This window comes from Staphylococcus sp. GDY8P94P (genome assembly GCF_017892255.1).
Taxonomy (GTDB): Bacteria; Bacillota; Bacilli; order Staphylococcales; family Staphylococcaceae; genus Staphylococcus; species Staphylococcus cohnii.
Map to the genome: position 1 here is coordinate 466,614 of NZ_JAESKU010000001.1, position 14,507 is coordinate 481,120.

The following is a 14,507-nucleotide window of genomic DNA, read 5'->3' on the forward strand; positions in this document are numbered from 1 at the left end:
TGAGATTAATATCTCATATTCGTTCACGCAATACCGTTATAATCTTTAATATTTGTAACTGAATAAGCGTTATCTTTATGTAATTATGCTTTTTAAATATTTTAGTCTACCTGTGCTTCGATTTCATCTAACAAAGTTTGATACTTCGTATTATTCTCTTCCGTCATCGATAAAAACACTTTTCTCTCATCTTTTGTTGAACGTAATTTGCTTACACGATCTTGGTTAATTAATCGTCGAATTGATGCTAACACTTTTGTCCGGCTCAAATCGAGTTCAGTCGTCGCAATTTTTAAAAATGGTTGCATCAGCATGTTTTGCTGTCTACAATTTTGTTGTATTATTTCCAAAATAGCAATATCATTCATTGTTAATTTATATTTATTTTCTATATATGACATTACTCTATTATATTTTTTATAAATTTTTAATAACTGCGCCTTCTTTTCATCAGTCATTGTTGCTACACCTCCAAACGCTAGTAAGCAATACAATTTCATTATCTCTAAAAAAAGTAACTCTGTCTTTATCATTTATTTTTATAGCTTTGTCATTATTACGAACACCAGTAAATTAAATTTTGTAAAACATGTTAATTTGATTATATATTTCGGGCTCAAATGCTTATTTATAAATATCAATAATGTGTACAGTGTTATAATCGATAGCTACACTTAAAGATTTGTCATTAAATGGATGTTCAAATACATTAATTAGCGGCTTATTATACGCTTCTATTTTTTCTATAAATAAATCAGACCACTGGTATTTCTCACGTAAATTGCCTGGTATTACACAATTGATATTTCCATGCACATTGTTATAAGTCTCTTTAAAAATTAAATGCTTTTTTCTTAACTTTAAATCTTTAAAATTTATATTAACTGACATTTTTGTCGCATGACGATTCGATACTTCATTTTCCATAATTTGCCAATCGCTTATATAAACGCTAATTTTATCTACTTGGTCAATAATAGTATAAAAATCATGTTCATATACTTTATAGCGCGTTTTTTCTATCAAACGATGAAACATACTTCCGACCAATGTGCGGAAACCACTTTTATCATATAAGTATAAAGATTCATTGCCATTCATTTGCTGTATCAGATCTACACCGATACCTGAAAAATGTTTTAATATTCTTTTAAAAACACCGACTAACAATGGTGGACTTTCAATAATATTCATTGACTCATCATGCACTAAAAAATTATTTCTTACATTTAATAAAAAATAATGCCTTTCCTCTAAACACATTTCTGACATTATTTTTCTTATATAATTAAATTTAAAGATTTCTTTCGTCAACAACATTTCATGAGTATCATTTAAATTTGGTGTTGAAAGCTTTTGATTATCTACACAATAGTAATCAAAACCAATTCTCTTTAACTGTACTTCCAACATTTTAAAAGTATCAGGTTCATTAAATAATTGGGTAATATCAATACCAAATTTCACATTTTCTCTAAACTGTCTGATTTTGATAATATTACGATAAATTTCTTTTATCGTCATTGTACTCAAGTCAAAACAATAAGTTATCTTATTAAGCAAATCCTGATTGAAGTTTGTGCTAGTTTGTAAATAAGTCGCATAAGGTCTACAAATCTGATTTAAATATATTTCAATGTCTTGACTTTCATAAACTTGAAGCACCAAATGTGCATTGTTTTTTATGATAAAGTCAATCGCTTTATATGTTTGTTGTTCAGAAATGTATTTTTGAAAAACTTTTACGTTTATATTGCAATAAATATAAACCTGATTGTCATTTTCAATCAAATAACTCATTTTAGGATCAGTATACAATTGGTATAACTCTGTTATTGTATAAATTTGAATGATTATAGACGAATTGCGATTATCCGAAAAATAATCAGAGCAAATAGTAATTTCATTGTTTTGCACATCACTATTTGCTAATTTTGTAGTAAGTTGAGATTTTACTTGATCTTTAAATGTGTCATCCAGTGTTTCATAAGGATAATATAAATTTTTATTGTATTTCGTAAGCTTACGATATTGATTGGGTGTATAACCGTAATATTGTTTGAATTTTTTACTGTAAAGTGCTGCGCTACTAAAACCATATAAGTCAGATATTTCTCCAATGGTATATTGACCATTCAATAACTCTTTCATAGATGTTGCCAATTTTAATGTATCCACATAAGTTTTAAAATTCATATCCAACTTACTATAAAATTGACTAGATATATTTGATTGTGAAATAAAAATATGATTGGCAATTGATTTTAACGTTAATGGTTGTTTCAAATTACGACTCACATAATCTAGTATTTCTCCAGTAATACCAAAATATGAGTTGTCTGTTTGCTGGGGTAAATAGTTCGAATCTACTTTAGCTTCATTAGCAATAATTTCAACAATTTTGACCATGTAATTTTCATAAATATCACAACTTAATGTATGGTTTAAGTAGTGTTTCGTTAACTCTATTAAAGATTTTGTTAATTGTGCTGTAGATTGAATCAACTTGGAGTTATATTGATAATCAAAAAATGAATAACCTCGTTCTAAAAACCAATCACTCGCAATATATAATAAAATGGTTGTTTCATTTCGTTTAATGCTAAAGATTTCTGTATGGTTTACGATTAATACTTCTGTATCAATTTTTACATTAGCGGTAAATTGTTGAATCTCTAATACTCCCTTTATTGGCAGTAATAGTAGTAGGCCATCTGTTACACGTTTAGTAGGATAAAATTTTTTAGAAATAATATTTAAGCACTGTACTTCCATATTCCAACCTCTCTCATATTCAGTTACACACCATACACATAAAATCATTTTTATAAAAATGAATATTTCTTTAATATTTTCATCTTTTGAAAATAGAACATTCACTTTTTTAGTTTCAAAGTACATGTTTTATCATTACATAATTTTGAATATAATAATTTAATTTGTCAACATAATTTTTCATTCATCGTCCTTAATTCTAAACTTTTTATATTTTATTAATGATAAAATAAGTTGTTATATCACATTATTATATGATCATAAATTAAACCTCTCGTGACACGACGATCTTATCTAAACTGAATATTATTCAATGGTCTTGCTGAAGTAATAATGATAATAAAAGTTAAGATAAAGGCAATAAACTAAAAAAACCGTAACTGAATTTTATAGAAATTCAGTTACGGTTTTCTTTTATTAGAATTTATAACTTTCGGTTTGTAAATTTTTATCTTATATATTACTTTTTAAATTTGTTCGCTAGTCTTAATACATATTTGATAATGTGTAATAAATTGATGAATAAATTGAATCCCATTTCTCGTGGAGAAAACTGACCACGTTTCATACGATTAAAATCATATAAAGTATATAATAAGAATAACAATAAACCTACTACTGTAATGATTGTATGGAATATTGGATTATGCACAAACATACCGATGATTCCAGCAACAATCAGTGCGACTAACGTAACAAATAAGTATTTACCCATACCTGCAGCGTTATCGACAATGAAATAGCCAATTATACCAAATGCGATAAAAGCACCTATTGCTAATAGCACATTTTTATAAAACACTTCTGTCCCTAAATTTTGCAAATAAGCTGTAAATGTAGCATAGGACAATAATCCGACAACTATGGCATATATATGTGAAATAACCAATCCATACTTACGTGCACGATTAGTTAAAACTGTAAATAATACTAATACGAGTAAGACGATAGATAGTGGCTTTCTCCATTCCATAGGTAAAAACTGTCCAAAATAACAGCCAATACCAAAAATAATCCAATAATAAACAAAGAATAACCACACTTTACCATACGCATGGGATTTGGATTTGTCCTTTTTAGATTTAGATTGCTTTTGATTAATTTGTTGTGTTGATTCAGCCAACCAATTCACTCCTTAGATGTTATAACGTTTTACACATTAATTGAAATTTATTTGCTGATTTGTATAATCAAGGTGCTTAAACGTCGTTATAGTTTTGTTTTTGATTAAATGTATTACTTTCATTTTCACTATTCCAAGTTAAATCAAACATTTTATTATCAATTCTAAAAAGATATTTAAGTTAATTGAAATTTACACATTTTCAAATGTTACAAAGTAATAAATTTTAAAATGAATTCTAAAACTCAAACCCCGTTTAAAGTCCATAACAAAAGTATTTATTATGTTTACATAGCAACGCACTAAAATGTTAATAATGTTACATCTCTATAACATTAAACACAAGTCGCCTATTTTTTGTTAGTATGTAACATGAATTCAATTAAAGAAAATCAATACAGATATATATAATTTGAAATGAGTTATTTATATAGGTGTGAGGAGGAGTTCTTTTGAAAAAGTTCGCATTTGCAGTAACTGCTGCTTCAGGTGCAGCAGCGTTTATTGCTAACCATGAAGCTGAAGCATCAACACAACATACAGTACAATCAGGTGAGTCACTATGGACAATCTCAGAACAATATGGTGTTTCAGTAGATGAGATTAAACAAAACAATAACCTCGATAACAATATGGTATTTCCGGGACAAGTTATCGAAGTTGGTGGAAGTGGTCAAAGCTCAAGTTCAAACACTTCTTCACAAACATCAGGTGGTTCTTCACATACAGTTAAATCTGGTGAATCATTAAACATCATTGCTAACAATTATGGTGTTTCAGTAGATGCACTAATGTCAGAAAATAATCTAAATGGTTATTTAATCCATCCAGGTCAATCACTTACGATTCCAAATGGATCAAGTGTTGGCGGTTCAGGTGGTTCTGGTAACACTGCTACACAAACACCTTCTACAGGTAATACTTCTGCTAGTGACGCTAATTTATATGATTGGGGTCAATGTACATGGCATGTATTTAATCGTAGAGCAGAAACTGGACAACCAATTAGTACATATTGGTGGAACGCTGATCACTGGGCTAACAATGCTGCAGCAGATGGCTATACAGTAAACAACACGCCAACTGCTGGTTCTATCATGCAAAATTATGAAGGTCCAATTGGTCACGTTGCATATGTTGAGCAAGTAAATCCTGATGGCAGTATTTTAATATCAGAAATGAATTATAATACACCTCCAGGTACAGTAGATTATCGTACAATTCCAGCATCTACTGCTTCTAGCTATAATTATATTCATTAAGATAACCAAAATGAATGATTAAAAAAGAGGAAGGACTTAAACCTCTTTATCAAACAAATATTACGTCAATTTCTATGGAAAACATATAGAAATTGACGTTTTCTTTTTCTCAATTTTCATCTCTTGACTCATTTTTTTGATTAGATAAGTATTCACTGCCTTCATCTAAATTGTGATCATATTAGATCAATATATTTATGAGTTAAATCTGTACTACTATTTCATTTAAATTGATACATATTTTTATCTTCTTTCCTTTTCTCTCCTCTACCCCTTTGTTTAATTATTTCATTAATCGCCTTTATCAATTGATTGATTCAACATAACAAATAACACCACTGCTTATTTTATATTATAATTTCGCCAGTGATTTGAGTCGACTTCTGTGGAAGTGCACATGCTGAATACTGCTGTAAGACAATACCCAAGGAAAAGCACGCACAAAAAAACTGCCGACAAAATCAGAGACTTTGTCGGCAGACTGAAAGGATCAACCCTATTGTATTTAGATTAGCCCTTTATCTTAAGAATAAGATGTAGGTCTTAAACTCATTCTTAAATTTATTTAGTTATTTATTATTAACCATTGTTAATACTTATAAAACAAGATTGATTACAAAATATATTAAAGCGGCTAATAACGCAGAAATAGGTAATGTGATTACCCAAGTAATAATCATACGTTGTGCAGTATTCCATTTCACACCTTTAATACGGTTAGAAGAACCTACACCTAATATAGATGAAGACACGACATGCGTCGTTGAAAGTGGAAAATGCAATGATGACGCAACAAAAATAGTTAAAGCAGAAGATAAATCAGCTGCTGCACCATTAGCTGGACGTATTTTCATTATGTTTCCACCAACTGTTTTGATGATTTTCCAACCACCAACAGCTGTACCTAACCCCATCGCAGTAGCACAGGCAACCTTAACCCATAGTTGAGGCTCGGTGCTTGTACCTGTTTGGATATTCGCAACTATAAGCGCTAAAGTAATAATACCCATTGATTTTTGTGCATCATTTGTACCATGTGAAAATGATTGTAATGAAGCAGTGAAAATTTGGAAAAATCTAAAATTACGATTTGCTTTCGTAAGATTTGCATTTTTGAAAACTACTTTAACAATTGAATACATAATAAAACCAACACAAAACGCAATAACTGGTGATAAAAGTAATACAATTATTATTTTTGTAAAGCCTTGATAGTGTAATACAGCAAATGTACCTTGTGAAGCAATTGCTGCACCAGCGATTGAGCCAATTAATGCATGTGAAGATGAACTAGGTATTCCAAAAAACCAAGTTACTAAATTCCAAATAATTGCTGCCAAAATAGCAGCTAAAACCACAACTAGACCATTTTCTAATTTAAATGGATCTACAATATCTTTTGTTATCGTACTTGCAACTCCAGTAAATGTTAATGCACCAATAAAGTTCATAACTGACGCCAAAATAATCGCAGTTCTAGGAGTTAATGCACGTGTTGAAACAGCAGTAGCGACGGCATTGGCTGTATCATGGAAACCATTGATAAAGTCAAATATCAAAGAAAAAATAACGATAGCTACTGTGATAATCAAAATATATTCCATAAGTTAGGACTCCTTAGCTATTTTTCATTATTATTGTTTCAAAGTTATTCGCTACAGCTTGACATTTATCGGCAATTTCTTCTAGACTTTCATAAATCTCTTTGATTTTAATAAGTGTGATAGGATCTGTTTCACTGTTAAAAATATGTTTAATTGACTGACGTAATATACCATCACAGTTAGTTTCAAATTCTTTAATATTAATAGAATGAATGCGCATGTGAGATAATTTTTTATCGACAAGTAAGCCTACTGCTAATTTCATTTCAGCAATAGCTTTTTGGATATTATCAACAAATTCAGCCATATATTCATCTGTATATTCTATAGAGTACATTTCAAACATTGCTGATGTTTCTTCAATTGCATCTAAAACATCATCAATAGCGTTACATAAAGAGAGGATGTCCTCACGTTCAATAGGTGTAATGAATGTTTGGTTCAAATCCGAAATCACTTGATGCATAAGCTCATCACCATGTGATTCGTATGTTTTAATATTATCTGAATATGCTTTAAGGTCTAAGTGTGTATTAAAATCCATTTTACCAAATTCAATTGCTGCACGGTCTAAGTTGAAAATCATTTCTTCAAGTTTCACCATGAACTTATCTTTTTTCTTGTTAAACATTCAAAAAATCCTCCATTTACAGTGACCAATACAATCACCTTCAATAAATTTAAAAAATTACATTCTTTTCTAGACAAATTAAAATTGGCAAGATTTACAATACACCCATTACTTTTTTGTTTTATTAATATTATGTAAATGAGTATTTGCTTACTAGGTTTAAAAAATCTCACAAATGTTGATTTGTCCTTATTTGAAAATAGCACAAATTTAACAATCCTACAATTAAATTTACAAATTCTTAACATTACATTTTCGTTAAATTAATAATTGTGTGTATATCGTTCTGTCGTATTTATATTTTTTCAAAAATGATTTAGAAATTTATAAATTCATACATCAAAACGCACAATAGCAATAATTGCATAATTACAATTTATAATCAACAATTATTTTTCTATATTTCTCAAAATTAACATACACAAAATCATTTCAAGGTAGTGCTTATCTTTAAATTTATGAAAACAAATATTTTGGTCAAAGTTTTACTTAATACGCAATAACGTCAAACGCGAATATATTTTTTATTTTAATTACACTAAATATGAGTAATAACAAAAATGGCAATCCCTTTAGCAAAATTAGGGATTGCCACTTTGGCGCTAACCACGTAATTCATGTCTCAAGCTCCGCATTTTTACACTTTGTGTAAATTTTGATTCGCCATAGTCGATAAATACAATATTTAGACATCTTATTTGTCATCGCATTTTCATATATTGCATATGAACAGATTTAATAATCAGATAACCTTTCAACAATTTCGTTTTGGTTTGGAAAAACAAATTGTACTTTCGTTCCTTTATTGATTTCAGAATTGATATGAACAGTTATAGCTAATTTTTCTTTTACATTTTTCACCAGATATAGCCCTATACCAGAAGACGTCGTTTCATTACGATTTTTCGTTGAGGTGAAACCTTTATCAAAAATTCTTGGTAAGTCTTTTTTACTTATTCCCCTACCTTCATCCTTAATTTCCAACGTCACATGGTTTTCAATCAGCCTTCCACTTATATAAATTGTGCTATTTTCACTATATTTAATTGCATTAGAAAGAATTTGTCTTATCATCATTCGACACCATTTAGTATCTGTATATACTTTATAATCGTCGTCAAATTCAAGATCAAAACCAATGCCTTTCGCTTGGCTAATATATCTAGTAATCTGTATTTCATCTATGACTAAGCGTTTTAAATACACGTATTCATAATACATATCTTTATTTTGTGACTCTAATCGAGTCAAAAACAAATGTTTATCTAACATATCGTTGATACGTGTCCATTCAAATAGTAGTGCACGTCTTCTATTATCATCATTTTCTTTTTCAATCAATAATTTCAATGCAGTGACTGGTGTCTTAATATCATGCACGAAATCTGTTAACGCAGCTTCAGTAGATTTAATTTGTTGTTTTTGTTCAGTCACTAATTTTTTTTGTGTCGTAATTTGATCATATAAATACTCTAACATCTCTTGTTGAAATGGCGTATCTGCCAGTGATTTATGCTTTAACGCTTCGGGTTCTATATTATCATCTAAGTGTTTATAAAACTTAACTTCTTTTAAGTATGTAAATAATAAAAAAATACAACTTAATCCTATATTTAAAATAATAATATATAAAACACTGTTTACATTTAAATCATAATCTAAAAAAGCAATACCTAAAAAGATGAATTGTAAAATGAGTAACCAAAATATCCAATTTTTCCGTGAACGGAGAAATAACCAAACCCATTTAATACTATCCATGAGCCATGTAACCCTTACCGATTTTAGTTTCAATTGCATCTTTCATATTTATATCTGCAAGTTTCTTCCTTAAACGATTCACATTTACAGTTAAGGTATTATCACTGACAAACGCCTCATCGTCCCAAAGTGCAGTTATCAATGTGTCTCTGGTTACAATTGTATCCTGTTTTTTTACTAACATCTCTAAAATAATCATTTCTGTTTTAGATAAGTATATGACTTGATCATCTCTATTAATACTATCTTTTGTAAGATCGAGTGTCGCTTCTTGCCAAGTTATGACCCTTTTCTCATCTATACTAAATTGATAAACGCGTCTATATATCGCTTGTAGCTTAGCAATTAAAATATTCGTATTAAATGGTTTTTGAACATAGTCGTCTGCGCCTAATTCCATGCTCATTACCTGATCCATTGGGTTATCTCTTGAGGATAAAAATAAAATTGGTGTATTTGATATTTCTCGAATCTTTCTCGTCCAGTAAAATCCATCGTATTTTGGTAGTTTAACATCCATAATGACAATTGCTGGATCCACCTCTTGAAACTTTTCTATTACAAGATTAAAATCATCGATACCATTAACATTAAAATCCCACTGTTCCAGCTCTTCACTAAGTTCTTTAAATAAAGTCATATCATCTTCCACTACTAAAATTTCCATAAACTCACCTCAACTATTTTGTATATTTTATATTTTCTCCAGAATTAATTCGACCTTGGTAATGCTTAATGCGGCAATCAATTTCAAATCCTCTCATCATTAAATCTTGGAAAGGTGATTGTAATAAATAATATACGGGCCAAGTTAATTTCGGGATATAATCAAACAGGTGTACGATGACTTGTTGACTACCTTTTAATTTGCGAAACTCTAATTTCCCCTGCTTTTTTAAATTAGGTTTTACAATACTACCACTTACAAGATACAACGTTATGATATCTTTTTCAGTCTTCACCTTACGTAGTACTAGTATAGGATTACGTTTATTTTTCATATAAACGATAAAATTATCTCCTTGTTCTGCTGTATGTAATAATGTTCCTTTCGTTTCATCTAACCATTTAAAATAATATGTTACCATTTGATTTAATGTCCAATTCATCGGTAATTGTATACTTAGCGCACTTCTTACATCATCGTATTTCGATGTTTGTAACTCAACTGCTACGTGTGGGCGTGCCACTTGTGCTGTCGTCTCTTCTACTTCAGTGCCATATGCCGATAAACGTCTTTTCGTTTCAACATCGAAACGACTACCGCTAATATATATAATCTTACTCACACCTTGTTTTGCTGTAGCTCTACCAAAATTATCTGCGGCTATCAAATTGATATCCCTAGCAGTTGCATGCGTTAATTTAGCAGAATGTTTGGTTGGGTCTAAATAATATATTGCAATGTCTATACCTTCCATAGCAGTTAAAACATCATTATAATTATAAATGTCCTTTTCAAGCCAAATAATTTCTTTATATTCTTTTTCTTTAGGATACTTAGACAATGTGTATAAGACCCCTTCATCTTTAATGGATTCAATTAGATTCTTTCCTATATATCCTGTGACGCCCGCAAGCAATATATTCGGTTTCATTATACGACACCCTTTATCATATATTTTTCTTATTTTAATTATTCCCTAGTAAATTCATGTTAATGATGTTAAGTTATACTATAACTGAGTTTTAAAAATTGGAAATGAGGAGTGGACATATATGGTTCATCAAATTCGAGAAATTGGTATCAACGATATAGAACCTTTTATAAAACTATTAAGTACAATCTATGATGAATCTGATTATTTGATATACAATCCTGGCGAGTACGCGCCCTCTAATACGGATGCTATCGCAACCTTAGAACATTATATAACTTCTCCTTCTAATGCAATTTATATTGCAGAAAACAACGGTGAACTTGTAGGATTTGCAATTGTCACTACCGAAAATTTCGAACGTACACGGCATGAAGCACATTTTTCTATGGGAGTTATAAGGCATTATCGCGAAAAAGGATTAGGACAATCATTAATTAATTCCATAGAAGCATGGTGTTTAAACCATGACATTCACCGTATTGAAGTTGAAGTCGTTCCCGAAAATACGACCGCTGTTGATTTATTTAAAAGTGCAAACTATCAAGTCGAAGGTGAACTTAAAGATAAATTGTTTATTGATCATCGATATTATAATAAATATATCATGGCTAAATTACTAATTTAATAGATTAAATGTAATAAATTAGTAAACATTTCCTTAATTGCAGTTTAATCGTTTTTTGATAATTATCCAAATAACAACACATTCTGTTTGAAAATTTTAGCAATAAAATCATTATAGAATTATATATGATACCAAGACAAACTTAGCGCGCAACATCTTTTGATTGTCACTCCCAATACTTCTATTTCATTCTCAAACGTATAGTTAAAACAAACTAACAAATAAATATGAATCTATTCAATATTAATAAAAACACTTCCGTATGAATACATCTCATTTGCATTCAACGAAAGTGTTTTTTATTTCAAAATCTTTATAAAGTTGAGGTTATTTGATTCAAACATGTTTAGCCATTGATAAGCTAGTACGGGTTTAATTCAACACCATTTGGATTTGCATCTTCAGATTGATATTCCGTTTCAACACCTGAGGAAGTAGTATTTCTACTTAAAAACCTTAAGACGTCTTTCATATTTTGCTGCGATTCTGGTAATTCCATATGAAATTGATACTGATGTCTCAATTTATGTGAACCGTCATAAAATAATGTATCAACTGGTACGTCTGTTGACTTTAATTTTTTATAGAATTCAATATTCTGACTATAAAATGGGTCAGCATCACCCACTGACAAAAATGTTGGAGGATAATCCTCTGTAACTTGATTGATAGTAGACATCTCACTTATATACTTAAATTGTTGTTCCCAATCTCGCTTCCCAGTATAGCTTTCCATAAAGAGTTGAATTCTTGGGAATTCTGTTGCTTTAACTGTTTTCATGTCATAAAATCCACCAAAAAAGATGGCCGCTTTAAGTTGATCTGGTTCGAATTGTTGCTTAAAGTTCATGTCTTCTCTTAAAGATTCATTCGTTTGTATCGCTGTGAATTGACTTGATAATTGTGCACCTGCGGAATCTCCACCAAAGATAACTTGATTGAAATCAATAGGCAATTCATGTTTATTTCTCTTAATAAAACTCACCGCTTGATCAATCTGTTGTAATTGCATAGGATATTTAAAATCTGGTGCAAGTGCATAATTAATATTTACCACAATATAACCCTGTTCAGCAATCTTAGATAATAATGGGTTTTTATATTGTTTATCTCCTGCAATAAATCCTCCACCATGCATCCAAAAAATTACTGGAAGTTTATTATCTTGATCTAATTCATTCGGAGTTAATATATCAAGTCGACTATTTGGCAATCCTTTACCATAAGTGATATTTGTAAAAGCATTCACATTTTTATTATTAATTTGAACTTTTTCGTGTACTTTACCCGTGTTTTGTCTATCATACTGTAGTTTTAAAAGTACTGCCATAACTACTACAACAGTGACAATGATAAAAGCTGTGATAAGGGTCCATTTATGTTTTTTCTTCATAGATTACCTTTCCTTTCGGAAGCATTGTACCATAATAAATAAGTTCACAATAGTATTACAGGGATAATGAATTAGAAAACTCAGCTTGCATAAGTTGGCAAGCTGAGCTATATCATATATAAATTATGTTTTCACTTTTAAAGATTAAGCAATAAATTTCTTGTTTTGTCGTTTTCTACTGTAATACTTAATAAGTACTCCAATAACAACAATTAAACCAACATATCCCATTATTGGATATAAGTAGTTAATTAATCCTGCGAAACCTACAAAGCTTAAACCATAAGCCACAATTACCATAACTATGATAAAGATATGATATTTTTTACTGTATGGTTCTGTAAATCTCGCTGCAAATGAATACATTAAACCTAAAATTGTATTATACATTACTGCTAACATAATTACCGATAGCACAAGTGCTATCCAAGGATTAATTGCATTTGCTAACGTTAACATCGGAATATCTGCATCTTTGATTTTTGGGAATTCAGACTGTAATGCAAAGTTAATTAACGCTAATAATATGGTATAAATAATACCTCCAAATAGCGCACCAGCGCCTGAAACGCGACGTCTTGAAGCATCGCCACCTATAGCGACAATAGTACTGAATCCTACAGCAAATGCAAGACCACCGTAGTTAATACCTTTAAGTATACCTAGCCATAAGCTGTCATGTGGTACAGTTTCGTTAATTTTTCCAAATGAAATACTACCATTGAAAAGATAGTACGCAGCAATAATAACTACTAATATAATTAAGAATGGCGTAACAATACCTAAAGCACGTACAATTTTATTAAAGTCCATCAATAGTGTGATATATATTGCGATTACCATTATCAATGCACCTAACCACGTCGGTACACCGAAGCTTTCTTGAAATGTTGATCCTGCTCCAGCAATCATAGTAACTGAAATACCAAATAGGAAAAAGATAAGTAAGTAGTCTACAATTTTACTGAATGCATTTCCAAATAAATAGTCTAAAGTTGATTCATGGTTTTGTGCGTCAAACGCAGTCCCAATTTTTGCAACTTGTCTTCCAATAAATCCTAAAATTAGCCCAGAAAGTAAAACACCAATATATGACCATAAGCCATATGGTGAGAAGAATTGCATAACTTCCTGTCCTGTTGAAAAGCCAGCACCTACGACGATACCGACATAAGCGAAACCAATTTTTATAGCTTCTTTATTCAACCCCATGTGATAAATAACCTCCTCATAGTTAACACATTTTGTAATTATAACGTACTGACTGTAATTTGCAACATGAGAAAATTAAGATTTGCACAATTCATTAAAATTAAACATAATAGTCAAACAATATATTTCTTTTTAATCATTCATTTTATCTTTTAAAAATAAATCATCCATTCCTAGATACACTATAAAAATGAACAATTCATAATAAGATTTTGCAACTTTATACATTTTCTAGTTTTATGATAATTCTAAAAATAAAATGAAAATTTTTTTGAAAAAATTTTCATTTCTTCATCTCTTACTGTAATTAATAAATATAAAAAGTAAATTACAGTGTTATTTTCACTCATATGATAATAACAAAATAAAAATGAGTGGAACAGAAATCTCATTGATTTAAAATACTTTCATGGTACCACCCTAACGAGCCATCCCAATGTTTTAAGAAAATAACGCTTAGTTTCACTTGACCTTTTGCTCATGCATAAAAGGCTGAGACAATCCATTTGTCTCAGCCTCA

The 14,507-nt window shown here is 30.0% G+C and carries 12 protein-coding genes; 2 read left to right on the forward strand and 10 right to left on the reverse strand.

Annotation, left to right across the window (positions count from 1 at the left end; genetic code table 11):
- Window positions 1-101 precede the first annotated feature (101 nt).
- From KA926_RS02365 to KA926_RS02375, 3 genes are all read right to left on the reverse strand, one after another.
- Window positions 102-458 carry a transcriptional regulator, SarA/Rot family gene (locus KA926_RS02365; RefSeq protein WP_107386436.1) on the reverse strand — a complete coding sequence of 119 codons (357 nt, stop codon included), beginning with the start codon at window positions 456-458 and terminating at the stop codon, window positions 102-104.
- A gap of 166 nt (window positions 459-624) precedes the next feature.
- Entirely contained in the window at window positions 625-2,775 is a 2,151-nt protein-coding gene (locus KA926_RS02370) for a helix-turn-helix transcriptional regulator (RefSeq protein WP_192959410.1), read from the reverse strand.
- 460 nt (window positions 2,776-3,235) lie between these two features.
- The gene (locus KA926_RS02375) at window positions 3,236-3,898 is read right to left on the reverse strand and encodes a Bax inhibitor-1/YccA family protein (RefSeq protein WP_192959409.1); all 663 of its coding nucleotides are present in this window, start codon (window positions 3,896-3,898) and stop codon (window positions 3,236-3,238) included.
- Window positions 3,899-4,350: 452 nt separating this feature from the next.
- Here KA926_RS02375 and KA926_RS02380 point away from each other — a divergent pair, with 452 nt between their 5' ends.
- Window positions 4,351-5,160 carry a LysM peptidoglycan-binding domain-containing protein gene (locus tag KA926_RS02380; RefSeq protein ID WP_107385293.1) on the forward strand — a complete coding sequence of 270 codons (810 nt, stop codon included), beginning with the start codon at window positions 4,351-4,353 and terminating at the stop codon, window positions 5,158-5,160.
- A 596-nt stretch (window positions 5,161-5,756) separates the two neighbouring features.
- Here the strand turns inward: KA926_RS02380 and KA926_RS02385 are convergent.
- The 5 genes from KA926_RS02385 to KA926_RS02405 all read right to left on the reverse strand — a co-directional run bounded on the left by KA926_RS02385 (window position 5,757) and on the right by KA926_RS02405 (window position 10,754).
- Entirely contained in the window at window positions 5,757-6,764 is a 1,008-nt protein-coding gene (locus KA926_RS02385; protein ID WP_107385966.1) for an inorganic phosphate transporter, read from the reverse strand.
- Window positions 6,765-6,777: 13 nt separating this feature from the next.
- Window positions 6,778-7,395, reverse strand: coding sequence for a DUF47 domain-containing protein (locus KA926_RS02390; protein WP_210143561.1), 618 nt, complete (start codon window positions 7,393-7,395; stop codon window positions 6,778-6,780).
- A gap of 735 nt (window positions 7,396-8,130) precedes the next feature.
- A complete protein-coding gene (locus KA926_RS02395; RefSeq protein ID WP_107385318.1) occupies window positions 8,131-9,156 on the reverse strand; it encodes a sensor histidine kinase in 1,026 nt (341 codons plus the stop codon).
- Window positions 9,149-9,823 carry a response regulator transcription factor gene (locus KA926_RS02400; protein WP_192959408.1) on the reverse strand — a complete coding sequence of 225 codons (675 nt, stop codon included), beginning with the start codon at window positions 9,821-9,823 and terminating at the stop codon, window positions 9,149-9,151. Before KA926_RS02400 ends, KA926_RS02395 begins: the two co-directional genes overlap by 8 nt.
- A 13-nt stretch (window positions 9,824-9,836) precedes the next feature.
- Window positions 9,837-10,754: an NAD-dependent epimerase/dehydratase family protein gene (locus tag KA926_RS02405; RefSeq protein WP_107385316.1), complete on the reverse strand. Its 918-nt coding sequence runs from the start codon at window positions 10,752-10,754 to the stop codon at window positions 9,837-9,839.
- Between the two features lie 121 nt (window positions 10,755-10,875).
- Here KA926_RS02405 and KA926_RS02410 point away from each other — a divergent pair, with 121 nt between their 5' ends.
- Window positions 10,876-11,382, forward strand: coding sequence for a GNAT family N-acetyltransferase (locus KA926_RS02410; protein WP_107385315.1), 507 nt, complete (start codon window positions 10,876-10,878; stop codon window positions 11,380-11,382).
- 361 nt (window positions 11,383-11,743) lie between these two features.
- Here KA926_RS02410 and KA926_RS02415 read toward each other — a convergent pair whose 3' ends face one another.
- Together KA926_RS02415 and KA926_RS02420 are read right to left on the reverse strand one after the other, a co-directional pair.
- Window positions 11,744-12,775: an alpha/beta hydrolase gene (locus KA926_RS02415; protein WP_107385968.1), complete on the reverse strand. Its 1,032-nt coding sequence runs from the start codon at window positions 12,773-12,775 to the stop codon at window positions 11,744-11,746.
- Between the two features lie 144 nt (window positions 12,776-12,919).
- On the reverse strand, window positions 12,920-13,987 hold the full coding sequence (locus KA926_RS02420; protein ID WP_192959407.1) for a YkvI family membrane protein: 1,068 nt from the start codon (window positions 13,985-13,987) through the stop codon (window positions 12,920-12,922).
- Window positions 13,988-14,507 lie beyond the last annotated feature (520 nt).

What these genes read in the sequence shown, in the direction of transcription:
- KA926_RS02390 (WP_210143561.1), bottom strand. Translation starts at nt 7,395, where the DNA reads ATGTTTAACAAGAAAAAAGATAAGTTCATGGTGAAACTTGAAGAAATG.
- KA926_RS02395 (WP_107385318.1), bottom strand. Translation starts at nt 9,156, where the DNA reads ATGGATAGTATTAAATGGGTTTGGTTATTTCTCCGTTCACGGAAAAAT.
- KA926_RS02415 (WP_107385968.1), bottom strand. Translation starts at nt 12,775, where the DNA reads ATGAAGAAAAAACATAAATGGACCCTTATCACAGCTTTTATCATTGTC.
- KA926_RS02400 (WP_192959408.1), bottom strand. Translation starts at nt 9,823, where the DNA reads ATGGAAATTTTAGTAGTGGAAGATGATATGACTTTATTTAAAGAACTT.
- KA926_RS02365 (WP_107386436.1), bottom strand. Translation starts at nt 458, where the DNA reads ATGACTGATGAAAAGAAGGCGCAGTTATTAAAAATTTATAAAAAATAT.
- KA926_RS02405 (WP_107385316.1), bottom strand. Translation starts at nt 10,754, where the DNA reads ATGAAACCGAATATATTGCTTGCGGGCGTCACAGGATATATAGGAAAG.
- KA926_RS02420 (WP_192959407.1), bottom strand. Translation starts at nt 13,987, where the DNA reads ATGGGGTTGAATAAAGAAGCTATAAAAATTGGTTTCGCTTATGTCGGT.
- KA926_RS02410 (WP_107385315.1), top strand. Translation starts at nt 10,876, where the DNA reads ATGGTTCATCAAATTCGAGAAATTGGTATCAACGATATAGAACCTTTT.
- KA926_RS02370 (WP_192959410.1), bottom strand. Translation starts at nt 2,775, where the DNA reads ATGGAAGTACAGTGCTTAAATATTATTTCTAAAAAATTTTATCCTACT.
- KA926_RS02385 (WP_107385966.1), bottom strand. Translation starts at nt 6,764, where the DNA reads ATGGAATATATTTTGATTATCACAGTAGCTATCGTTATTTTTTCTTTG.